At 61.8% G+C, this 21,992-nt stretch carries 23 protein-coding genes; 17 read left to right on the top strand and 6 right to left on the bottom strand.

The genetic code is table 11. The features are described 5' to 3' along the window. Positions 1–3: 3 nt before the first annotated feature. Positions 4–1,464, bottom strand: coding sequence for an NAD(P)-binding domain-containing protein (locus tag SO180_RS16000; RefSeq protein ID WP_449379799.1), 1,461 nt, complete (start codon positions 1,462–1,464; stop codon positions 4–6). Next, positions 1,461–2,441, bottom strand: a complete 981-nt coding sequence (locus SO180_RS15995) for a LysR family transcriptional regulator (protein WP_449379798.1) — start codon at positions 2,439–2,441, stop codon at positions 1,461–1,463. The genes SO180_RS16000 and SO180_RS15995 overlap by 4 nt, the downstream gene beginning before the upstream one ends. 86 nt (positions 2,442–2,527) lie before the next feature. Between SO180_RS15995 and SO180_RS15990 the strand changes: the two genes are divergently transcribed. Genes SO180_RS15990 through SO180_RS15980 form a run of 3 tightly spaced genes read left to right on the top strand, consistent with a single transcriptional unit; the run spans position 2,528 to position 4,742 of the window. After that, positions 2,528–3,685, top strand: coding sequence for a PLP-dependent cysteine synthase family protein (locus tag SO180_RS15990; RefSeq protein WP_449379818.1), 1,158 nt, complete (start codon positions 2,528–2,530; stop codon positions 3,683–3,685). A gap of 17 nt (positions 3,686–3,702) precedes the next feature. Continuing rightward, the gene (locus SO180_RS15985) at positions 3,703–4,173 is read left to right on the top strand and encodes a CMD domain-containing protein (RefSeq protein WP_449379817.1); all 471 of its coding nucleotides are present in this window, start codon (positions 3,703–3,705) and stop codon (positions 4,171–4,173) included. Beyond that, entirely contained in the window at positions 4,170–4,742 is a 573-nt protein-coding gene (locus SO180_RS15980) for a peroxidase-related enzyme (protein ID WP_449379797.1), read from the top strand. The genes SO180_RS15985 and SO180_RS15980 overlap by 4 nt, the downstream gene beginning before the upstream one ends. Positions 4,743–4,760: 18 nt before the next feature. Here the strand turns inward: SO180_RS15980 and SO180_RS15975 are convergent, their stop codons facing one another. Beyond that, entirely contained in the window at positions 4,761–4,958 is a 198-nt protein-coding gene (locus SO180_RS15975; RefSeq protein ID WP_449379796.1) for a hypothetical protein, read from the bottom strand. 219 nt (positions 4,959–5,177) lie between these two features. On the opposite strand from SO180_RS15975, the gene SO180_RS15970 reads away from it, so the two are divergent. After that, positions 5,178–5,738, top strand: a complete 561-nt coding sequence (locus SO180_RS15970) for a carboxymuconolactone decarboxylase family protein (RefSeq protein WP_449379795.1) — start codon at positions 5,178–5,180, stop codon at positions 5,736–5,738. 163 nt (positions 5,739–5,901) lie between these two features. Here the strand turns inward: SO180_RS15970 and SO180_RS15965 are convergent, their stop codons facing one another. Both SO180_RS15965 and SO180_RS15960 read right to left on the bottom strand, forming a co-directional pair. Next, complete coding sequence (locus tag SO180_RS15965) at positions 5,902–7,482, bottom strand: GGDEF domain-containing protein (RefSeq protein WP_449379794.1); 1,581 nt, start codon at positions 7,480–7,482, stop codon at positions 5,902–5,904. Positions 7,483–7,690: 208 nt separating this feature from the next. After that, positions 7,691–7,972: a hypothetical protein gene (locus tag SO180_RS15960; RefSeq protein WP_449379793.1), complete on the bottom strand. Its 282-nt coding sequence runs from the start codon at positions 7,970–7,972 to the stop codon at positions 7,691–7,693. A gap of 112 nt (positions 7,973–8,084) precedes the next feature. Here SO180_RS15960 and SO180_RS15955 point away from each other — a divergent pair, with 112 nt between their 5' ends. From SO180_RS15955 to SO180_RS15895, 13 genes are all read left to right on the top strand, one after another. After that, positions 8,085–8,336: a hypothetical protein gene (locus tag SO180_RS15955; RefSeq protein ID WP_449379792.1), complete on the top strand. Its 252-nt coding sequence runs from the start codon at positions 8,085–8,087 to the stop codon at positions 8,334–8,336. A gap of 308 nt (positions 8,337–8,644) precedes the next feature. After that, complete coding sequence (locus SO180_RS15950; protein ID WP_449379791.1) at positions 8,645–9,949, top strand: TadE/TadG family type IV pilus assembly protein; 1,305 nt, start codon at positions 8,645–8,647, stop codon at positions 9,947–9,949. Between the two features lie 153 nt (positions 9,950–10,102). Next, a complete protein-coding gene (locus tag SO180_RS15945) occupies positions 10,103–11,755 on the top strand; it encodes an IclR family transcriptional regulator domain-containing protein (protein ID WP_449379790.1) in 1,653 nt (550 codons plus the stop codon). A gap of 136 nt (positions 11,756–11,891) precedes the next feature. Next, complete coding sequence (locus SO180_RS15940) at positions 11,892–13,007, top strand: mandelate racemase/muconate lactonizing enzyme family protein (RefSeq protein ID WP_449379789.1); 1,116 nt, start codon at positions 11,892–11,894, stop codon at positions 13,005–13,007. A 154-nt stretch (positions 13,008–13,161) separates the two neighbouring features. Further along, positions 13,162–13,893 carry an RraA family protein gene (locus tag SO180_RS15935; protein ID WP_449379788.1) on the top strand — a complete coding sequence of 244 codons (732 nt, stop codon included), beginning with the start codon at positions 13,162–13,164 and terminating at the stop codon, positions 13,891–13,893. A 4-nt stretch (positions 13,894–13,897) separates the two neighbouring features. After that, positions 13,898–14,371, top strand: coding sequence for a nuclear transport factor 2 family protein (locus tag SO180_RS15930; protein ID WP_449379787.1), 474 nt, complete (start codon positions 13,898–13,900; stop codon positions 14,369–14,371). Between the two features lie 27 nt (positions 14,372–14,398). Then, the gene (locus tag SO180_RS15925; RefSeq protein WP_449379786.1) at positions 14,399–15,196 is read left to right on the top strand and encodes a shikimate dehydrogenase family protein; all 798 of its coding nucleotides are present in this window, start codon (positions 14,399–14,401) and stop codon (positions 15,194–15,196) included. 337 nt (positions 15,197–15,533) lie between these two features. Beyond that, the gene (locus SO180_RS15920) at positions 15,534–16,331 is read left to right on the top strand and encodes a transporter substrate-binding domain-containing protein (protein WP_449379785.1); all 798 of its coding nucleotides are present in this window, start codon (positions 15,534–15,536) and stop codon (positions 16,329–16,331) included. Between the two features lie 33 nt (positions 16,332–16,364). Continuing rightward, entirely contained in the window at positions 16,365–17,048 is a 684-nt protein-coding gene (locus SO180_RS15915; protein WP_449379784.1) for an amino acid ABC transporter permease, read from the top strand. A gap of 16 nt (positions 17,049–17,064) precedes the next feature. After that, positions 17,065–17,712 (top strand): amino acid ABC transporter permease, encoded by a 648-nt coding sequence (locus SO180_RS15910; protein ID WP_449379783.1) that lies wholly within the window; start codon positions 17,065–17,067, stop codon positions 17,710–17,712. Then, the gene (locus SO180_RS15905) at positions 17,696–18,430 is read left to right on the top strand and encodes an amino acid ABC transporter ATP-binding protein (RefSeq protein ID WP_449379782.1); all 735 of its coding nucleotides are present in this window, start codon (positions 17,696–17,698) and stop codon (positions 18,428–18,430) included. The genes SO180_RS15910 and SO180_RS15905 overlap by 17 nt, the downstream gene beginning before the upstream one ends. Positions 18,431–18,639: 209 nt before the next feature. Then, a complete protein-coding gene (locus SO180_RS15900; RefSeq protein WP_449379781.1) occupies positions 18,640–20,430 on the top strand; it encodes an adenylate/guanylate cyclase domain-containing protein in 1,791 nt (596 codons plus the stop codon). 35 nt (positions 20,431–20,465) lie between these two features. Continuing rightward, positions 20,466–20,843, top strand: coding sequence for a hypothetical protein (locus SO180_RS15895; protein WP_449379780.1), 378 nt, complete (start codon positions 20,466–20,468; stop codon positions 20,841–20,843). Between the two features lie 700 nt (positions 20,844–21,543). Here SO180_RS15895 and SO180_RS15890 read toward each other — a convergent pair. Next, positions 21,544–21,992: hypothetical protein (locus SO180_RS15890; protein WP_449379779.1), on the bottom strand; the 449-nt coding region annotated here is incomplete at its 5' end.

The raw sequence follows: 21,992 nt of genomic DNA, 5'->3' as shown, positions 1-21,992 counted from the left end.
GGGTTACTCGGCGGGTTGGTGGGTGGCGTCGGCGTCGATCCATTCGTCGCCGAGAATTTCGGCCGTGGCGAACGCCTTGAGATTGGCGAAGTGGATCTCGCGATCCTCGACAAAGAGGCGACGGACGATGCCGCGTGCGAGCCGGTCGGCGCCTTCGCTGATCGCGGGGATGTCGCCCGAGAGCTTGCCGTGGCTGAGCGTCGCCGGATAGTTGAAACAGTAGAGCCGCGACAGCATTGGACAGGCGCCGGCTACCCTCTCCTGAAATTGGAAGACGTCGCCGAGATCGGGCGAGCCTTCCAGCTCGGCATTGTCCATGCCCACAGGCGTCGGGCAGCGATCGCGCCAGAAGCGGATATGCGGTGCGAACTCCCTAAGCTCAGGCCGTAACGCGAGGTCGACCTTGAAGCCGGTGCCGAAGATCATGAAGTCGGTCTCATAGCGCCCCTTCGGCGTCGTCACGACAAGGTGGTCGCCCTCAATGACGAGATCATCGATCGGACTTGCCAGGTGGAAATGCGCATGCGGATAGGCGGAGACGCGCAGCACGCTCTGGCGCGGTGGTGGCGTCTGCGCCTTCAGCGTGTGATCGAGGAAGCGCCATTTCCACGCGTCGGACAGGCCTGCAAAGCCGTGTACGACGCCCTGGCTGCCAATGCCCGTGAACTTGTTGATGCGCGGAATATCCGCGCGCCGAATGAAGAGATCGAGCCGCGCGGCGCCGCTCTCCAGCGCGACCGCCGCATTGTCCATCGCGGATGCGCCCGCGCCGACCACGGCGACACGCCTGCCCCGCAGCTTTTCGAAGTCGATCGTATCGGAGGAATGCGCCCAGAAGCGTCGGTCGATGCTGTTCGCCAGCGGCGGCACGTAGGCGCCGCCGAGACCGTCGCGTCCCGTCGCCAGCACGACATGGCGGGCCAGGATCTTTCGCGGCGCGCCACCTTCGCCGACATCAAGCTCGAACAGCTCGTCGGCACGCGCGCGGATGCGCTCGACCGTCACCTCGTTGCGGATCGGCAGGTTGAGCACCTTGCGGTACCAGACGAGATAATCCATCCACATCGTGCGCGGCGCGCGGTCGAGCGTCCTCCAGGCGTCGCGGCCGTATTGCGCTTCATAGAACGCGCGGAAGGTCAGCGCCGGCATTCCCATCGCGGGGCCGGTCAGCTCCTTTGGCGAGCGCAGCGTGCGCATCCGCGCGAACGTGACCCACGGTCCCTCCTCGCCGGCGCGCGCACGGTCGAGCACCAAATGGTTGTCGACGCCAAGCCGCTTCAACATGGCCGATGCAACGAGGCCCGCCATGCCGGCACCGACGATCACGACGTCGACGGTGGCCTCACCGTTCACGACGCGACGTGGCACCCAGGATTTGGCCGGCAGTTCCAGCCACGAAAGGTCCTGCTTGAGTCGTTCTTCGAGCGCCGCAAGGCCGGCCGCGTTTGGCGTCATCATCGTCATGAATTGGCTTTCTCGAATTCGCCGGCCGCCTCATCGGGCTCGAGGCTTGCGGCCGCGCCGCTGTGCAGCTTCGCGCCGGGCATCAGCGCCACCGCCGCGCGTAGTGCGTCGTTGAGGGAGACGACCGTCGGCGTCAGCTCGCGTCCGGTCGGCGAGAGCGCGGCAAACAGGAAGGGAATAACGACATCCAAGCGCCGGGTGACGACGCCTTCCACCGGAAGGCTCGACGTCAGCACCGGCTCGACGATGGCGACACCGAGCGACTGCTTGGCCATCGCGATCGCGGTCATCGAGGAATTGGTGTCGATGACCTCCGCAGGCAGCACGGCCTCGCGTTCCAGCGCCTCGTCCACCCGGCGGCGCAGACGGTAGGGATTGGCCATCGTCAGCAGACGGGCGCCGCCGAGATCCTTGAGCCGGATCACCTTCTTCTTCGCGAGCGGATGATCCATCGCCAGGCAAGCGACGCACGGCACCTCACAGACCCATTGCACGTCGAGGCCGGGATGCTGGACCGGCAGGCTGGCGAGCCCGAAATCCACCGATTGCGACAGCACCGACTGCACGACGTTCTCAGCCGAGAGCGCCTGCACATGGACCTGCCCCGGCAGCAGCTCGCGCTCCAGCGCGGCAAGCGCGGCCGGGACGAAGCCCGCGGCCAGCGCCGGGATCGCCGCGAGACTCAGTACAGGCAACGCACCGGCGCCGATCGCGTTGGCGCGCTGGCGGATGTGTTTCAGGCCCATCAGGAGCCGTTCGACCTCGGCATGAAACAGCACGCCCTTCGGCGTCGGGCTGATGCGCGGACCGTTGCGGGAGAACAGGAGGTAGCCGACATCGGCCTCGAGGTCCTGGATCTGGCGCGTCACGACCGGCTGCGAGCGGCCGAGCAACCGCGCCGCGCCGGTGATGCTGCCGGCCGACATCACCGCCGCGAAGGCCTCCAAGAGCCGGATGTCGATAATTTCATTGTTCATGGGCAGCGCGCTTGCATTATTCGGATATAGCATGAACAATATTTCTTGATGCGCAAGAAGAATTATGAGAGATTTTTGCCATGCCGATGGAGCCAGTCCCTTTCCGCCACCAAAACCCGGTCGGACCGGCCTACAGGCGCGGCTGGGTGGACGAGGCCGTTGCGGCGATCGAGGCCGATCAGTGCCGCTCGGCGGATACCCACCTGATCCGCCTCATCATGCCGGCGCTCGCCGGCATCGACATCTATCTGAAGGATGAATCGACCCATCCGACCGGCAGCCTGAAGCATCGCCTCGCGCGTTCGCTGTTCCTCTACGCGCTCTGCAACGGTCACATCGGCGAAGGTACGCCAGTGATCGAGGCGTCATCGGGATCGACGGCGGTCTCGGAAGCCTATTTCGCGCAGATGATCGGCGTACCCTTTTATGCGGTGATGCCGCGCACGACCTCGGCGGAGAAGATCGCCGCGATCGAGCATTATGGCGGCAACTGCCATCTGATCGACGACGGCCGCGCGCTTTATGCGGAGGCCGCCGCGCTCGCCGCGCGCCTGAACGGCCACTACATGGACCAGTTCACCTTTGCCGAGCGCGCCACCGACTGGCGCGGCAACAACAACATCGCCGAGTCGATCTTCACCCAGCTCAAGGGCGAGCCACGCCCGGTGCCGGACTGGATCGTGATGGGCGCCGGCACCGGTGGCACCTCGGCAACCATCGGGCGCTATCTGCGCTATCGGCAATACCAAACGCGACTCTGCGTCGCCGACGTCGAGCATTCCGCCTTCTTCGAGTGCTTCCGGACCCAGGATCGCACGCAGACCTGCGAGCGGCCCTCGCTGATCGAAGGCGTCGGCCGTCCGCGTTGCGAGCCATCCTTCGTGCCGGGCGTCGTCGACCGCATGATGAAGATCCCGGACGCCGCGACGATCGCGGCGATGAATTTGCTGACGCGCCGGCTGCGCCGTGCGGTCGGCGGCTCAACCGGAACCAATTTCCTGGCGCTGTGCCGGCTCGCCAACGAGATGCGTAACGCGGGTGAGACGGGTTCGCTGGTCACGCTGATCTGCGATTCCGGCGAGCGCTACCGTCAGACCTACTATGAGCCACAATGGCTCGCCGCGCGTGGGCTCGATCCCGCGCCGTATGAAGCCGAGTTGTCGGCCTTCCTGGAGACGGGCAAGCCGCTCAGCTTTACGGTCGCGGATGTCGCAAACCCACGGAACTCACGAGGTGGTGCGTGACCACGCTGATCGAAACGATGGCCGGCGTGCCCGAGGGATCGCGGCTTAATCAGGCGTTGAAAACGCGCGCTGAGATCCTGCGCCTGAGTGAAGCTGCGCATGACGCGGTGCTGCTGCCGCGCGAACCCGGCGGGCTGAGCCACGGCCTGCGCGCGGCGCTCGCGGCGCGGATGTGCCGGCATGTCGGCGATGCCGCCCTGACTGCGCACTACGAATCCTATCTCGCGCATTCGCATGATCTGGATGTCGCCACCCTCGCCGAGCCCGGCGGAGCCTGCGGCGATGCGCTGAACGACGCCATGGCGCGCCACGCCGACCTCCTGACGCTCTCCCCGCGCGAGGCGACGCGACAGGACGTCGAGACGCTGAAGGCCGCCGGGGTCAGCGAGGCCGACATCGTGCGGCTGTCTGAACTCGCCGCTTTCGTGAACTATCAGTTGCGGGTCGTTGCCGGCCTGAAACTTCTCAAGGCAGTCGAGGCCAGATGAGCGAGGTCGTTCACAGCTTCACTGCCACGATCCCGACCTGGTCGCCCTACGTCACCCCGGTAGAGCTCGCCTCCGCAACGCCGGAGCAGCTCGCGGCGATGAAAGTCACGCCGTCGAACAAGGGCGTGTCGCCTTACGTGCTGACGCTGGCGCATGATCCGGAATCGCTCGAGGTCCGCTCGCCGCTGTTCAACATGATCATGTACGGCAAGGATGGCCTGTCCACTGCCGAGCGCGAGCTCGGCGCGCTCAGCGCCTCCATCGTCAACCGCTGCATCTATTGTGCTGCCGTTCACGCCTCACGCTTCATCGGCCTCACGGGGCAGAACGATGTGGTCGAGGAGATCTTTGCCGGCGAGCGCGACGCCAGGCTGGAGGCGCGACAGCAGGCACTGTTCGATTTCGCCACGAAACTATCGACGACGCCGATCGAGGCTACGACGGACGACGCGCGCAGATTGGCGGACGCTGGCCTCAGCGGGCTCGAACAGCTCGACCTCGTGCTGTCGGCCGCGATCTTCGGCTGGGCCAACCGGCTGATGCACACACTTGGCGAACCGGTGGCGTAAGCGGTTCAACGAGCAAAATCAGTCTTTAGCTTGGATATTGAGCATTGGAGCGAGAATATCGGTCCACAAAAGATGGGCGCCCACCGTAGCCACCGTGACCCCGCCAATGACGAACCAAAGATAGATCTTGCTGCTGAAGAACAATTGGAGGCCCGCGACGTACAGACCTCCAAGCAGCATCACAATGGCCAAAGCGAAAACCAGAACCTTTCTCATCTCAAATCCATTTAGCAAGAAGCTTATTGTCCAAATTGGCAGACCCAGGACACGGGCGCCTCAATTCGTTGTGCGGCCTGCGACTCCCGCCAAAACATAGCACGGTTGCAGCGGCGCCTCCATGCCACCAGGATCGCGACGCGCATGTCACGGCAACTTCACTTGCCTTGCGCCGCTGCCCGGGCAACGTTCGGCACTCCCTGAACGAGGAGAGCTGCCATGCGCCTTCCCATTCTCGATCCGAAAGAGCTGACCGCCGAGCAGAAGCCGCTGTATGACGACATGCGAGCGGGCATCAAGGATCATTTCAAGGGCTTTGTGAACATGCGCGAGGACGGCGCGCTGCTCGGCCCGTGGAATCCCTGGCTCCGCGAACCGCGTTTCGGCAGGCCGGTGTGGGATCTGGTCAAGGCGATCGCATCGAATCCGCTGCTGCCGGCGCCGGTGCGCGAGGTCGCGATCCTCGTCACCGGCTCGCATTTCCGCTCCGGCTACGAACTCTATGCCCATGTGCTGGTCGCCGAGCAGCGCGGCCTGTCGGATGAGAAGCTCGCGACCATCGTGGCCGGCCAACGGCCGGTCGACCTGACCAAGCAGGAAGCCGTCGCCTACGACATGGCATCCGCACTGGTGAGCGGCGGCGTGCTGCCCGAGTTGACCTGGCGCGCCGCGGTGAAGGAGTTCGGCGAGCACGGCGCAGCCGAATTGTCCTATCTCGTCGGTGTCTATTGCATGGTCTCGGTCACGCTGAACACGTTCGATGTGCCGGTGCCGGACTAGTCTTACTGCGTCACAAGACCCTCATGGTGAGGAGCGCGGAGCGCGTCTCGAACCATGAAGGCCCGGATATCACCCGCGGCCATCCTTCGAGACGCGCGTTCCGCGCTCCTCAGGATGAGGAAGAGTGCTTGTGACACGGTAGAAATAGAAGCGACTTCGGCGATCACTCCGCCGCCTTGCTTGCGGGCAGCGGTGGCGACCAGGCAATGCAGCGATTGCGACCTCCGGCCTTGGCCTGGTAGAGCGCGTGATCGGCCGCGCTCATCAACGCATCGGTGCCGGACATGCTGACGCTGGCCTCGGCGATGCCAATGCTCACGGTGACGCCGAACTGGATCTTGTGGGCGGCGATATGCGAGCACATCACGCGCTTGCGGATGCGCTCGGCGACCGTTCTGGCGCGGGACAGGCTGGTCTCGGGCAGGAGAACCGCGAACTCCTCGCCGCCGAGACGGCCGATGATATCAGACTTGCGCTTGCCATCGAGGCATGCGGCAGCGACCGTCTTGATCGCGGCATCGCCGACCGCATGGCCGTAGTGGTCGTTGACCGACTTGAAGTGATCGATGTCGAGCATCAACACCGACACCGAGCGATAGTAGCGCTGGAAGCGACTCCATTCGGCATCGAGGCTTTCCAGGAAATGGCGGCGGTTGAAGAGGCCGGTGAGCGGATCGGTGGTGGCCAGCGTCTCCAGCATCTTGGCCTTTTGCGTAAGATCGGTGATATCGACATAGGTCAGCATGCGGCCGCCATTCGACATCGTCGTGCAATGGGCGCGGATGCGCCTACCGTCCGGCGTCTGAAGGTCACGCACGTGATCGCCGGCCTTGACCTCTTCGACGCGCTTGGCTGGAAATTTTGCGAGTTCGCTTGGGGGCAGATCCGGCGCGCTGGCGCGATGCACGCGCCGCACCAGCGACGCGTAGGCTGGCCGGCCTACTGCCTCCTCGTCGCTGACCTCCCAGAACCGCCGCATCCGCCGGTTCATGAAGCTCGCGTTCAGTTCGGAGTCGAGGAGAAGCACGCCATCCTGGACGTTCTCCAGCGCATCTCGCAATAGCTTCAGCTCGTCGGAGGAGCGCACGATATCGGTGACGGGCGTGTAGGTCAGCATCCGTCCGCCGTCAGGTAACGGCGTGCACTGCACGCGCATGACATCGCCATTGGTTCGGCGCAGATCGACCGGCGTGGGGTCTCCTGCCTCGATCTGGCGAACACGCCTTGCAACGAGCGCATCAAGCTCGGCGGCCGGCACTTCGTAGGCTCCCGTATCCCGTCCGTGATAGAGCAGTGTGAGTATCGAGGGATTGCTGTCGGCGACCTCTTGGGGCAGCCGCCACATCTGGCGGAATGACCGATTGATCAGGCGCGCCCTGAGCTGCGCGTCGAGCAGCACGATGCCGGTCGGCACGTGATCGAGCGCGGCGCGCAGCGCCAGCATCTGGCTACGCATCAAGGCGTCGCCGCGCCGGGTCGGCGCCTCCTCGTTTCTCGCCTCGCCACCAGCCGTGCCGAGCGCGACACCGATCTCGCGATCGGAACGCCAAACCACGCGGCACGCCAGCAACTCGTCGTCCGCAAGCTTCAACTGGAATTGGTCGGGTACGCCAAGACCGGTCTCGAGCTGAAGCGTGGCGCCTTCCTCCGACATGCGGCGCACCACGCAATCGAGCGACGATTGCCCAAAGTTGAAGATAATCTTCCCGGCCAGGAACGTTCGTTCCGGCGTCAAGCGGGGCATCGCAACCTCCCAGACGAAATCTGTTCCAGTCTGCCGCAATGCCCCTTGCGGCAGGATAACGCAGCGGGCGATTTCGCGGGAAAGGCTAACGATCTGTTGACGGGCAACGCTGCCGGGCGAAGGTCGACGCGTGACAAAAGCCTTTGTCCATCAGTGAGTGCAAGAGAAGCCGTAGCACCGTCATCCGGACAATTGCGATGGGTTTGCTTTACCGAAAATCCACCACGCAGGAACTCCGTTGCAAAGTCACCTGACAAGACGGTTTCGGCATCCGCGCGACAAGCGTCGTGATACCGAACAGGCGGTTGCCGTCGTCGTTCATGCGATCGAGCTGGAGCCGCACGATCGGTTGGGTGAGGGGCTGGACCTGTGCCAGGCGGCCAAGCCGCGCCCCGCCGAACGATTGCACGTCGGCGCGGCCGGTGCCCCCTACAATTGCTCGGTGCGGATTGCTTCGTGCAAGTTGGGCCGCGATCGCCCGCAGCGTCAAGCCGCATCTGCAATCTGTGGACTGTCCGGGCGCACGCCGTTACCCTGCCGTGATCGCAACGACACACTCGCCTGCCAGAACCGCGCGATCAGGACCAGAGAGGATGAAAGCAATGAAGACATCACGCCGTGTTTTGTTGGCCGGAATGGCAGGGCTCGTCGCCGCGCCGCAGGCCGCAAGCAGCGCCTTGGCTTCAACCGACGATGTGGTGGACCTGACGATAGCCGAAGAACGCTTCGCCAGGATGATCGCGGCCGCGCACGCGCCCGACATCACCTGCGCACGACAGGCCGAGCGCTTCGCGGAAACGCATTGGCGGGAGTATGTGGCAGCGGCCCGAGCGGTGCTGAGCGCAAGAGGCTGAGCTCTCTTCCTCCTCTTGCGTGAGAAGGTGGCATCGGCTGCCCCCGGCGACTGTTCTGGAGAGACGCTCCACTTCTGCGCTCAAATGAGAGAGCGGCGCTCCAGGACGACTACCGAATCAATCTCAGCAGTACCAAGGGACGATCGGCGCCCACCTTTCCACGTCGATGATTCGATACGCTGTGCCGCGAGTACGCGACACAGTCAGCAACGCTGCGGAAACGTCTCCTCACGCGTTGAGCAACCGACCCGTAAGCATCTGGGCGCTACGTTGAAGCGCTCAATTCTTCGCTTAGGGGGTGCACCAAGTTGACGTTTGCTGCCACGCGTTTTGGTCGCCTGCTCTCGCGTTTCTGCTCCGATCGCCGCGGAAATGTCGTCGTGATCTTCGCCATTACATCACTGCCCGTTCTCGCCGCCGTCGGCGCCGCGGTCGATTACTCCCTCGCAGTGCGGGCCCGAGCCAAGCTGACGGCAGCACTCGACACCGCGGTGCTGGTCGCCACCGCAAAGAGCGAGATCACAAACGCCGCAGCCACGGCACAGAGCGATGCACTGAACACGTATGCCGCGCAGATGTCCGCATACGGCATGACAACGAGCTCAGTGTCCATCACGGTGACAGATACCGTGACCACCCGGACGGCTACCGGCACGGCAACATTGACCGTTTCGAATTATTTCATGGGTCTAGTGGGCTACAAGACCATGACGGTTTCGGCGAGCTCGTCGGCGGCGGCCTCGCTGCCCAGCTATATCGACTTCTACGTGCTGCTCGACAACTCGCCATCGCAGGGGCTTGGCGCGACCACTGCTGATATGACCGCCTTGCAGGCCGCAACTTCCGACAGTTGCGCCTTCGCCTGCCACGACACCTATACGTCGAGCTCCAAAAAGACGAAACAAACCAGCAGCTACTATTCGATCGCGAAGAAGCTCGGCATCACGATGCGGATCGACCTGGTGCGGACCGCAACGCAGTCATTGACGGATACCGCCACATCAAGCGAGCTCGTCAGCAACCAATACCGGATGGCGGTCTACACCATGGGAAGCGATTGCAGCTCCATCGGCCTGACGACGATCTCATCGCTCACGTCGAACCTCTCGTCGGTCAAGACGGCCGTCTCTTCTGTCGACCTGATGACGATTCCCTACACCAACTACAACAACGACATGTGCACCGACTTCGACGGCATTCTGTCCTCGATGAACAGCACGATTCCTACTCCCGGCACCGGAACTGCATCCTCGCCGCAAAAATGGCTATTCTTCATCTCGGACGGTGTGGCCGACTATTATTACCCGTCGAGTTGCTCCGAGACCGTCATCACCTCGTCGGGACGATGCCAGGAGCCGCTCACCACCACGATCTGCGATACAATCAAGAATCGTGGCATCAACATCGCGATCCTCTACACCACGTATCTCGCGATCACCAACAACAGCTGGTACACCACCTACATCGCGCCCTGGCGCAGCTCGATCGCGACCCAGATGAAGGCCTGCGCAACCTCCGGCTATTACTATGAGGTGTCGAGCGACAGCAGCATCAGCGACGCGCTGACGGCGCTGTTTCAGAAGGCCATCTCCTCCGCGCACCTGACGCAGTAGCCGTACCCGCTGGCGGCGCGTCGCAGCTCCGAGCTGGCGCGGCAAAAGCCACCGGCATCCAAGTCCCATGATGTGGGCAGCTCAGTTCAATTGAGCTCTTTGGTGCAGCGCACCAGGCTGGATCGTCTCATCCATTGAAACTAAACTCGAGCCATGCCTGAACGCGAGATCGAGTGGTCGCCAGACCTGATCCATCCCAAGAGCGTCGCCGGAACGGCGCTGCTGGGCAAGGCTTGCGACATCCTCGAATTGATCGGCAGGTCGCCGGGTTCCCTGGATCAAGCGATACTCGCCGAGCAAACCGGCATTCCGCGCGCAACGCTTTACCGCATCCTGGCTGCGCTGATCTCGCGCGGGTTGATCCGCGCCGATCCTCGAACTCAAAATTACACGCTCGGCTTCAACTTCCTCGACTTGGCACAGAACGCGTGGTCGTCGTCGGATCTCGCATCGATCGCCTCCGTTGAACTTCGGCGACTACGCGACTTGACGGGAGAGACAGCCTACCTTGCGGTGCAAGAGGGCAGTCATGTTCTGTCGCTCGGCCGTTTCGAAAGCGTTCATTCCGAACGGTCGAATGCAAGGCTCGGGGCACTGAAACCGATGCATTGCACGAGTCAGGGCAAGTCAATTCTTGCCCATCTCTCGGAGTCTCAGCTCGAGCTGGCGCTGCGCGGCGAGCTCACGAAATTCACGGACAATACGATCTGCGATCCCCAGCAATTGAGGGCTCATCTCGCAATCGTCCGCGCACGCGGTTATGCAATCGACGACGAGGAAATCATCCTCGGCACGCGCTGCGTCGGAACGGCAATTCTGGATCCCGGCGGGAAGCCGTTGGCCGCCATCAGCGTGGCCGGTCCGACGTTCCGCATCACCGCGCAGCGCGCCGAGCAGTTGGGACAAGAGCTCGTTGAAGTCGCAAAGCGAATCTCGGACCTGCTTGCGCCGACGATCAAGAGCGCCCGGCATGCGCCGGACGGTTACAAGGTGTGGACACAAGACGCGGCGTTCATCGGCGCAACGCCTCGCTGGGACCTGCGTACGCGGACATTGGTTTGGGCTGATCTGCTGGCGCCTGCCATCAGGGCGGAGGGCGACAATTCGTACATGATCTCGCTGCAGGCCTTGGCCGAGAGCATCAACTCGATGTGCCTCGTCGAAAATGGCATCGCCTTCTCCGTCGGCAATGATGTCGTCATAGACGATCTATCGGGTCGTCAGGAGCGCATCAAGGGAACGCCAGGTATCTCGCTCAAAGTGCTGCGCGCGTCTCCGGACCGAGAGATTTGGGCCGCCGCATTCGACGTGGAGGCCAACCTCAGCAGGATCGGCCCATGGCGAAAGCAGTCCGGCGTCCAGCCCGCGTTCGAGTTGCAGGGCGAAGTGACCGACATCGCCTTCGCTGGCGAGGCAACGCTGTTCGCGACGCAGCCGCGTCGCCAGTGCATCTACTCCCTGGAACGTAAGACCGGCCGGCGGCGCAAGTTCGCCGACATCCCCAAAGTCGCGGGCGCGCCTTGCGCCCTGGCCGTCGACGAAAACTTCAATCCATGGATCGGGCTGTCCGAGGGCTGGAGCGTGATCAAGCTCAATGACAGCGGAGAAATCGAGCGAACGGTCGCGCTGCCGGTGCCAAACCCGACTGGCATCACATTCGGCGGGAATTCCCTGTCCGAGCTCTTCGTGACGAGCGCACGTGCCGGCCTGTCTCGGGAAAGTCTCACCAAGGCACCCCTGTCCGGTCACCTCTTGTCGATCGACGTCGGCGAGCGCGGCTTCGCAGACTCGATCGCAAGTCTCTAAATCGCGATGAGATTGGGATGAATCGTCATCGCGCTTTGGGTTATTGTTTGAGCATGATCTCCGCGCAAACGCGTTCCGCGTTTGTCGCGAGGGAAAACCGCTTCACACTTTTCCGGATCATGCTCTAGGAGAATTCATGCCCGCCGATCGCGACAGCACCTCCGTGCCAAAAATCGTCTCGCTGCAGACCTTTCCGACAAGAATTCCATTTGCCGACGGCGGAGAGGGCGTGGGCGGCACTCCCTCTCGCTGGCACACGCTCGACATGGTTCTGATTCGGGTTGAAGACGAGGCGGGAAACGTCGGCTGGGGAGACGCCTTCGCCTATTTCTGCCTGGAGGCAGTGAAAGCGGCCGTCGACCACATGATCGCGCCCTTCGTGACGATGGCAAGCATTGACGACATCGCCGCGTGGAACCTGGACGTGCAGCGAAAGCTTCATCTGTTTGGCCGCTACGGCATTACTCTCTTCGCGCTGTCCGGCGTCGACATTGCGCTCTGGGACTTGAAAGCAAAGCGCCAAGGCCTGCCACTCTGGCGCCTGCTGGGAGCTGATGGTCCATCGCACCGTCCCGCCTACGCAAGTCTCGTCAGGTACGGCGACAAGGATCTTGTCGCCAGGCAGTGCGAGCGCGCCCTCGAGCTCGGCTATCGTCACATCAAGCTGCATGAGATCGCACCCGACATCATCAGGCGCGCTCGAGAGGTGATTGGGCCCGACATTCCCCTCATGGTTGATGCCAATTGCGCCTGGTCGATGAAGGAAGCGTTGGCACTGCGCGATACCTTCAGGACGTGCGACGTCCTCTGGGTGGAAGAACCGGTCTTTCCACCTGACGATTATCAAAGCATGGTGGAGATCGAGACGGCTGGCGTCCCCGTCGGAACGGGCGAGAATGCCAGCACAGCCTTCGATTTCAACCGCATCATAAGCGCCGTCACCTATCCGCAGCCGAGCATGACGAAGGTCGGCGGCACGTCGGAGTTTCTCCAGATCCTGGCAGCTTGCAAACGGGCGGGAAAGGTCGCGATGCCACACACGCCGTACTTCGGGCCGGGGTATTTTGCGACGCTGGCGATGCTGCCTCTCGCGTCCGAGGGAACGCTGGTCGAGTTTCTGTTCGTCGAGCCGGAGGCATGGCTCGCCGCGACACCACAACCCACCAACGGCGTCGTGACTGCATCGAGCAGCCACGGAATAGGCTTTGAACCGAGCATCGATGTGATCGAGCGATATGCCGCTCGGACATGATCTCACGATATGAGACATCCCTCCGCTTCCGCAGCCGGTGCATCTTCCTCCAGCGCCAACGAGAGCTATGGTGACTCCAGTCAAGGAGCATTGGCGCCCTGCTTTGAAGGAACCTCCGTCATTCGATCGCTGATCCCTCTGGAGAGAGACCACAATGGCCCCGATTTCAAACCAAACCCTGGATAAGCTGAAGGCTTGTTCGACCGCGACGCTCACCACCCAACTGTTCAAACGCAACTATCGCCAGCAGTTCCTCGTCGGCGTGAAGCCACTCAATCCGAATGCCGGGTCCTTCGCAGGCGAGGCATTCACGCTACGGTTCATTCCGTCGCGCGAAGACAAGGATTGGGATCTCGCGGATCTGCGCAAGCGCGGCGAAGACAACATGCAGTGGGAGGCGGTCGAAGCGATCGGCGCAGGCCAGGTCCTGATGATCGACAGCCGCAACGATCCCCGTGCGGCGTCCGCAGGTAACATGCTGATGACGCGCATGATGCGCAAGGGCGTCGCAGCCGCGATCACCGACGGGGCATTCCGCGACGGGACGGAAATCTCCAGGATGCCCTTTCCCGCCTACTGCACGGCCAACACGGCATCGACACGCCCTGCTTACCATCGCGCTGTCGATATGCAGTTGCCGATCGGCTGTGCCGATGTCGCCGTCTATCCCGGCGACATCATCGTCGGTGACAGCGATGGTGTCGTTGTCGTGCCGCGCACGATCGCCGAAGACTTGGCGAACGATTCCTACGAGCAGGAGCTTCGCGAGAAGTTCTTGTTCACGAAGATCGATGCCGGCGCACCGCTCTGGGGAACCTATCCGCCGAACGAAGCAACGCTGCAGGAATACGCCGAATGGCGTGCCCGTCAGCAGGCGGCGGAGTAAGGCGATGGCCGCGCCGACCAAGGCTCAGCAGGCCGAAGCTCTCATTCGGCGTTACTTCCAGGCCTGCAACGACGCCGACCATAGCGCCCTGATCAATTGCTTCACGAGCGACGCCGTCCACTACTTCCCCCCGGGTCTGCCGGGCGCACCCTGGCGTGGGGCCGAGGCGATCGCGGACGGCTGGGTCTGGTGCGTCAAGACCTTGGGGTCGCGCTGGACGATCGAAAAGGTGCTCGCGAGCGAGAACGGGCACGAAGCCGTCATCGAATGGACGCACTGGAAGACCGCCATCGGCGAGGTCCTCCGCGGCGACGAATGGTACATCTTCAATGATGATATCACGCGCATCGCCGAAATACGGGCTTACTACGCTTCCCCCGTCAACAAGGCCGAGGCGGTAAACAAGCTGCACGAGTTCGACTACGAGGCCAGAGGTTATGCCATGGCGCCGCCCTCGCCGGCGCCGAAATTGTCCTGAGCGGCAAACGGAGCTCGGATCATAGTCGTGGCCCCGGCGATCACAGGAAGAACGCGCGTTCACGCGCTGATCGGTTCACCCATCGCCCAGGTCCTTGCACCGGGCTGGTTGACCGAGCGAATGCGAGAAGCCGGCTATGACGGCGTTCTGGTGCCCCTGCATATCGAGAAGGGCAACCTCGATTCGGCGCTGCCTGTGCTCAAGGCGATGCCGAACATCGACAGCATCCTCATAACCTTGCCGCACAAGTTCGGAGCGGTCGCTCACTGCGATCGTCTGTCGGAGCGTGCTCGCGTGCTTGGCGCGATCAATGCGATGCGTCGCGAGGGCGATGGCCTCTGGTTCGGCGACAATTTCGATGGAGCGGGCCTGACTGCCGGCCTCAAGAAGGCTGGACACACCATAGGCGGAAAGAGCGTGTACATGGTCGGCGCCGGTGGCGCCGGATCATCTATCGGCGTCTCCATGCTGGAGGAAGGCGCACGCCACCTGACGTTTCACGACGTCAACGCCAACAGCCAGAACGCACTGCTCGACAAACTCGGCGCGGCGTACGCGGGCCGAGTCTCCATTGGCAGCACGGTTCCGCAGGATTGCGACATCGTCGTCAACGCGACATCCGCGGGCTTGCGGGACGGCGATCCGCTTCCCATCGACCCGAGCGAGCTCACGTCGCAGATGGTCGTCGCAGACGTCATCACCGATCCGGTGCCGACGAGGTTGCTCGCCGAGGCCGCAAAACGCGGCTGCGCGACGCGCGACGGCACCCACATGCTCGACGGACAAATCGACCTGCTGTTCTCTTTCATGCTCGGCAAGTGCTGAACGGCCAACCGTTATTCGCAAGCGGGGCCAGTGGACTGTGGAGCACCAGTGAAGGCGCTGCTGTCGTTTCCGATTCACCCCTCGCAACGGCAGGATCGGCCGACGCAGTCTCACGAAGTGAGACGACTTTTTCCGAAGGCGAAAGATAAGCTTCTCCTCGGAACCGACGCTCGATAACGTCTCAAACAAACAATCAAAACATCCGATGAGCTTTGGGAGGACGAATTGGAAAAATTCGCTCGAGTTGATCGTCGATACACTTGCGCCGCTTCTCGCTGAGATCAGCGAAACACTTCCACCGGCACTCTGACCGATCATTTCCAATCAGGAGGGACGCATGAAACGTCTTGCAAGGATATTCGCATTCACCATGATCTCGCTTGCGGCGATCAATCAGGCCGCGTCCGCCGACACGCTGGAGAAAATCAAAGCCGCCGGCACGATCCGCATCGCCATTGATCTCAGCGTGCCGCCATGGTCGTTCAAGGACGAGAACCTCAATCCCACGGGGTCGGAGGTCGAGGCGGCCAAGCTGCTGGCATCGGACCTTGGTGTGAAGATGGAGGTCGTCGCAACGAACGGCGCGAACCGCATTCCGTTCCTGCTCTCCAATCGAGCCGACGCCATCATGTCGGCCTTGTCGATCACCGACGAACGCAAGAAGCTGATCGCGTTCTCGCTTCCCTATGCCGGCGCGACGACATTTGTGGCCGCACCGAAGAGCATGGAAATCAGGACCTTCGCCGACCTGTCGGGCAAGCGCATTGCGGTCACGCGCGGGACCACCAACGACGCCGACCTGACCGCGGCGGCGCCCCGCGATGCCCAGATCATCCGCTTCGAAGACGAAGCCACGACCATGACCGCGGTGGTATCGAACCAGGCTGACCTCGTGGCGCAAGTGCCGACCCTGGTCGATCTCATCAACAAGAAGAATCCGGATAAGAATCTCGAACCCAAACTCCCTCTCCGCACCGCTCCCATGGGCGTCGGCATGCGCAAAGAGGACACGGAGCTGAAGCAATGGGTCGACGCGTGGGTCAAAAAGAACATCGCGAACGGGAAACTGCAGGAAATCTTCAGGAAGTTCCAGGGCACGGATCTCCCCAAAGAGGTCGTCGCCGCATCTCAGTGATGTGGTCCCTCACGGTGGAGCAGGCGGAGTTTCATGACATATCAATTCGACTTCGGAGCCGTGCTGGCGTACTGGCCTCTCTTGCTCGAGGGTGTCTGGACGACGCTCCGCCTCACCTTCTTCTCCACCGTGTTCGGGATCCTGATCGGCGCCTTTTGCGCGGTGGTCCGAACCGGCGGACCATCCTGGGCGCGCGCAATCGTCTCGCTTTATGTCGAGTTCATTCGCAATACGCCCCTGCTGGTGCAGTCCTACTTTCTGATCTTTGGCATCGCAAGCCTGGGCATCCGACTGCCGATCCTGGTCGGCGCGACCATCGCCCTGACGGTCAACATCGGCGCTTACACGACCGAGATCGTTCGGGCGGGCATTGACTCGATCCATCGCGGACAGCTCGAAGCGGCGACCTGCCTCGGCCTTTCCCGTGCGCAGACGTATCTGCATGTGGTCATTCGACCTGCCCTTGAGCGCGTCTATCCCGCCCTGTCGAGCCAATATGTGCTGCTGATGCTTGCCTCGAGCATTGTCTCGTCCGTTGGCGTCGAAGAGCTCTTTGGAATGTCAAACCGCATTCAGAGCGAGACATTTCGCAACTTCGAGATCTTCGTCGTGCTTGGAATCATCTACCTGATGCTGGCCGTGCTTGTGCGCGCCGGCTTCACATTGCTGGGGCTCGCGATGTTTCCACGCCGCCGCAAGCTCGGAACTCCTCTTTGAGCGCGGGAAACAGCAAATGAACAGTGCTTTCATCATCTCGTTGCTCAAGGGACTCTGGGGGACCATTGTCCTTAGCTTGCTGACCTTCCTGTTCGGCGGCCTGATCGGTTTCCTCGTCGGGCTCGCCCGCATCTCACCGATTGCCGCGGTCTCGCGCGTGGCGGCTGCCTATATCGAAATCATGCAGGGCCTGCCGCTTCTCGTTCTGATGGGCCTTTGCTTCTACGGCCCGAGCATCTTCGGCTACGATTCCCTGTCGCCGCTCGGGGCTGCCACCTTTGCGCTCACGCTATATGCCAGCGCCTATCTCGGCGAGATCTGGCGTGGATGTATTCAGGCGGTGGCGAAGCCGCAGTGGGAGGCCGCCGAGTGTCTCGGCCTCACCCGCTGGCAGCGCATGACGGCCGTCATCCTGCCGCAGGCGCTGCGGATTGCGATACCCCCGACCGTCGGCTTCATGGTTCAGATCGTGAAGAACACGTCGATTGCTTCGCTGGTCGTCGGCTACGCCGAGCTCTCCTATAACGCCAAGATCATCAACAACGCGACGTTTCAGCCGTTCCTGTATTTCGGGATCGCCGCGCTGATGTACTTCGCGATCTGCTATCCGCTGTCGGTCCAGAGCAGGGCCCTCGAAAGGAAACTCAATGTCGGCCATCGTTGAACTCAAGGACGTCCGCAAGAGCTTCGGCAATCTCGAGGTCCTCAAAGGCGTCACCTTCGAGGTCAACAGGGGCGAGGTCGCTGCGATCATCGGCCAAAGCGGCTCGGGCAAGAGCACGGCGCTTCGCTGCATGGACCGCCTCGAGACGATCCAGGGGGGATCGATGCTGATCTGCGGTCATCAGCTCCACGATGACGGCGTCGACCTGAAGTCGCTGCGCCGTGATGTCGGTATCGTCTTCCAGAGCTACAATCTCTTCCCACACCTGACGGTCGCCCAGAACATCATGCTGGCTCCGCGCATGGTGAAGGGCATCAAGCCGAAAGAAGCGCGCGAGATCGCCGACACGGTGATTTCCAAGGTCGGGCTGCGCGAGAAGATGGATTACTATCCCGAGCAGCTCTCCGGCGGGCAGCAGCAGCGCGTGGCGATCGCCCGCAGCCTCGCCATGGAACCCAAGCTGATGCTGTTCGACGAGGTCACTTCGGCGCTTGACCCGCAGCTCACCGGTGAAGTCCTCCGCGTCATGGAGCAGCTCGCAGCCGACGGAATGACGATGATCCTGGTGACGCATGAGATGGCGTTTGCCCGCAAGGTGGCGGACCGTGTGATCTACATGCGGGACGGCAAGGTCCACGAAATGGGGTCTTCGGACATCCTGCGCACTCCCGCAACGCCCGAACTGGCCACGTTCGTCTCGGAGTCGGCGGAGCACTGACACATAGGCAGTCAACGCCACGTCCATTCCTTGCACCTGCGCAGTACCCCCTGGCCTTCCGATCGCGACGCTCGGAAGAAATTTGGATTTGGGCAACACTTATTCTTTTGACCCTCTTCCAACGGATCGGCATGATGGCTACGCGAGTAACGGGTTTGGCACCCTCCTCTGATCCCCCGTAGAGTGGGCCCTGGGTTGGACTGCATGCCATGGTGCAAGAGCCGCCCATCCGAGTTGAACGTCGGTTGGCGGCGATATTGGCCGCTGACGTTGCGGGCTATTCGCGGCTAATGCACCATGACGAAGAAGCCACGCATGCTAAACTGACAACGCTCCTCGCGGACGGTGTCACGCCCGCAATCTCCACACACGGCGGTCGGATCGTGAAGAATACCGGCGACGGGTTCCTGGCGGAGTTTCCAAGCGCGGTCGAAGCCGTTCGAGCCGCTGTCCAATTCCAAGCCCGCATCGGAGAGCTTACAACCGCCGATCCGGAAGACAGGCGGATAGCTTTCCGTGTCGGCATCAATGTTGGCGACGTGATTATCGAGCCGCACGATGTTTTTGGCGACGATGTAAATATTGCGGCGCGGCTTGAAAGCATCGCCGAACCCGGCGGCATTTGCATTTCGTCCTCTGCCTATGACCACATCCGAGGCAAGATCGGCGCTGAGTTTCTTGACCTGGGTGAGCAAAACCTCAAAAATATTGCCCGCCCGGTCCGCGCCTATGCAGCGGTCGCGCATGGACGCACCCCGATAACACCGGCTGACAGCGTCGGGCCGACCCCGCGTTCGCCGCCTCGTCTTTCCATCGTTGTGCTGCCCTTTGCCAACCTCAGTGGCGATCCCGAGCAGGACTATTTCGTCGATGGAGTGACGGAGAGCCTGACTACGGACTTGTCACGGATCAGCGGCTCATTCGTTATCGGTCGGCACACCGCATTCACGTACAAGGGCAGAGCGGTCGATCTTAAACAGGTCGGCCGCGAGTTAAACGTCCGTTACGCGCTCGAAGGCTCGGTGCAGCGGGGCGGTGATCGGCTTCGGATCAATGTGCAGTTGATCGACACCGAACCCGGCAATCACCTGTGGGCCGAGCGCTTCACTAAGCCAGTCGCGGACCTCTTCGACATACAGGACGAAATCGTATCGCGGCTCGCCAATACACTGAATGCCCAACTCGTTGAGGCCGAAGCGCGACGGGCGGAACGCTCACTGCATCCTGATGTGATGGACCTGTACTTTCAGGGCGTCGCTCGGTTCAACAAGGGGCCGACCCCCGAACACATGGCGCAAGCACGGAGCTTCTTCGAACGTGCCTTGGCTATTGATCCCCAGGGGGTCGGAGCACTGAGCGGCATGGCAATGGTCGATCTGACAATAGGAGCCTACCTACTAACGGATGACCGAGCCGTGCGCTATTCGGCAGCTGAAGAAAATGCGATCAAAGCACTTTCATTAACCCCGGACCATGCAGTGGCTCACTTGATCCTAGGTAACCTCTACATTTCGACAAACCGGGCTACCCAGGGGATTGCCGAGTGCGAGCAGGCGCTAACGCTTGATCGCAATTTGGCTAATGCGCATGGCGTTATCGGGATGGCTAAATACTATCTGGGTCGCGCAGCCGAGACCGAAGGTCATATACTCGACGCTCTCCGTCTTTCTTCCCGCGATATCTTTGCCCACCGGTGGCTGCATTTTGTAGGCGCGGCCAAGGTACAGCTTGGTGCGGACGCAGAAGCCGCCAGTTGGTTCAGGCGAAGCATCGAGGCCAACCGAAATTCTCCTCTCACGCATTTTGGGCTCGCCGCCGCACTAGGTTTGCAGGGCTTCCTTGATGAGGCAAGAACAGTTGCGCGGATTGGACTAGCGCTCAACCCTGGCTTCACCGTCCGCCGCTTGCATGCCTCCAAACCAAGCGACAATCCAACCTTCCTCGCTGGCCGCGAACGCCTGTATACAGGCTTGCGATTGGCTGATGTGCCGGAAGAGTGATGTCCGTAACCAGATAACGCTGCGGAGAAGCTACTATGCGGTTGTCCAAGGTCGCTGCTTTGACGCTTATCGTTGACTGTCTGAGCCTACTGTCCGTGTCTTTGGCGCAGGCCGCTCCCGAATGTTCAGTTTCTGGGACACTGGCGGATTGGGGCGAGAATTCCACCGCCGACATTGACCTCACGTCCGGAGGAAGTTGCCAATTTCCAATCAGAATGCGCGGCACGGTGAGTGGCTCGGACGTCGCTCAAAAGCCGTCACACGGCAAGCTGAAGAGGCTCACCCCGTCAACGTTCGAATACAAAGCGAAGGCCAAATACAAGGGGAGCGATACTTTTGCCATCAAGGCAACGGGTCAGGGGCCGACGGCTTCTGGCACGTCGGTAATCACCGTGCACGCGACGATGAAATAGCGTCCATTGCACGCGCTTGGAGGCGACATGACACATTGGATCGCGGGTGTTGTCGCAACCTTACTGGCAGGTTGTCCCGGCGTCGCGAGCGCGCAGGCGGACTGCACTACGATACCTCGCGGACCGGCGCGCACCGATTGCTACCTCGCTCTAAGTCAGTTCTATCAGGGACAATCCGATCTGGCCGCTGCGAGAGCACGCGCGCAATCAGACGCCGCGTGGTATCGGGCAATTACAGGAATGGACCCTACAAAAGACAAACCGCGTCGTCGGAAATAGGAGGGTACACACGCTGGGCCGATCTTGACACCCCCGCTTGCCACCACGCGCGCTATGTCTCATCCCGTGAAGACAACGAAACGACGCGGGTCACGCAGACTTTGCAGGCCCAAAGCGGGGATCAAATTCAAAGAATATCTTGGATTCAATGAGATATGGGGAAGATGGCGGAGAGAGTGACCGTCGAACACGTCCACGTCCACAGCGGCAGGCAAGCTATCGTAGGCAATGTCCAGGGGGTGGGGTGCTAACTAAATCGGAGGATCAACCCCATGCTCTTGGATATACAAAAGGCGAAGCGTTGCGGAGCGAGAACGCGGACCCGGAAGCCATGCAAGTCGCCGGCAATGGTAAATGCAGGATGCACAGGGGTCCCTCTCCGGGCGCGCCTAAGCGCGCCGGGATTCACTTCCTGCTGGGCCTAATTGCGCAAACCGAAGATTTGTAAGTACGATGGGGCCTGGGCATTTTGCACAGACTGGTCCTGGGCTCGGGCGTCTTGTGCAGGTGGGACCTGTGCCCGTGCAGTTTGCTCCCGCCGGATCTTTTTTTGCGGATTTTGCACGGCCGGTATCTCTGTCCGGGCATGATGGACGGGCCGGACGTGTTGGTGCGTTTGCCTGGACCGAAGCGGTGCTCGGGCATTTTCCGCAACCTGTGCCGGTGCATCTTGAACGGGCTTTACCGGCCTGACCTGTGCCTGCGCATCTTGCTTGGCCGCCCAAGCTTGGAATTGCCTAAACAGGGTTTCAGATGACAGCTCACTATTTCCCGTCTGCCTCTGACGGGTGGCTTCAGACGCGGCAGTAATCTCGTCGCGGCTCGGCGCGTCCTTTGCGGTCGGCGGCAAAGCCTGAGCATCGGCGATAG

This window comes from Bradyrhizobium sp. UFLA05-112 (assembly GCF_053572325.1).
The sequence above is the reverse complement of the archived record's forward strand: the minus strand, read 5'-3'. Positions and strand labels throughout refer to the sequence as shown.

Coding starts and splice junctions, on each gene's coding strand:
- SO180_RS15915 (WP_449379784.1), top strand. CDS start 16,365: ATGACATATCAATTCGACTTCGGAGCCGTGCTGGCGTACTGGCCTCTC.
- SO180_RS15980 (WP_449379797.1), top strand. CDS start 4,170: ATGAGCGAGGTCGTTCACAGCTTCACTGCCACGATCCCGACCTGGTCG.
- SO180_RS15975 (WP_449379796.1), bottom strand. CDS start 4,958: ATGAGAAAGGTTCTGGTTTTCGCTTTGGCCATTGTGATGCTGCTTGGA.
- SO180_RS15910 (WP_449379783.1), top strand. CDS start 17,065: ATGAACAGTGCTTTCATCATCTCGTTGCTCAAGGGACTCTGGGGGACC.
- SO180_RS15970 (WP_449379795.1), top strand. CDS start 5,178: ATGCGCCTTCCCATTCTCGATCCGAAAGAGCTGACCGCCGAGCAGAAG.
- SO180_RS16000 (WP_449379799.1), bottom strand. CDS start 1,464: ATGACGATGATGACGCCAAACGCGGCCGGCCTTGCGGCGCTCGAAGAA.
- SO180_RS15945 (WP_449379790.1), top strand. CDS start 10,103: ATGCCTGAACGCGAGATCGAGTGGTCGCCAGACCTGATCCATCCCAAG.
- SO180_RS15965 (WP_449379794.1), bottom strand. CDS start 7,482: ATGCCCCGCTTGACGCCGGAACGAACGTTCCTGGCCGGGAAGATTATC.
- SO180_RS15900 (WP_449379781.1), top strand. CDS start 18,640: ATGGTGCAAGAGCCGCCCATCCGAGTTGAACGTCGGTTGGCGGCGATA.
- SO180_RS15985 (WP_449379817.1), top strand. CDS start 3,703: ATGGCCGGCGTGCCCGAGGGATCGCGGCTTAATCAGGCGTTGAAAACG.
- SO180_RS15990 (WP_449379818.1), top strand. CDS start 2,528: ATGGAGCCAGTCCCTTTCCGCCACCAAAACCCGGTCGGACCGGCCTAC.
- SO180_RS15995 (WP_449379798.1), bottom strand. CDS start 2,441: ATGAACAATGAAATTATCGACATCCGGCTCTTGGAGGCCTTCGCGGCG.
- SO180_RS15920 (WP_449379785.1), top strand. CDS start 15,534: ATGAAACGTCTTGCAAGGATATTCGCATTCACCATGATCTCGCTTGCG.
- SO180_RS15940 (WP_449379789.1), top strand. CDS start 11,892: ATGCCCGCCGATCGCGACAGCACCTCCGTGCCAAAAATCGTCTCGCTG.
- SO180_RS15895 (WP_449379780.1), top strand. CDS start 20,466: ATGCGGTTGTCCAAGGTCGCTGCTTTGACGCTTATCGTTGACTGTCTG.
- SO180_RS15955 (WP_449379792.1), top strand. CDS start 8,085: ATGAAGACATCACGCCGTGTTTTGTTGGCCGGAATGGCAGGGCTCGTC.
- SO180_RS15930 (WP_449379787.1), top strand. CDS start 13,898: ATGGCCGCGCCGACCAAGGCTCAGCAGGCCGAAGCTCTCATTCGGCGT.
- SO180_RS15905 (WP_449379782.1), top strand. CDS start 17,696: ATGTCGGCCATCGTTGAACTCAAGGACGTCCGCAAGAGCTTCGGCAAT.
- SO180_RS15935 (WP_449379788.1), top strand. CDS start 13,162: ATGGCCCCGATTTCAAACCAAACCCTGGATAAGCTGAAGGCTTGTTCG.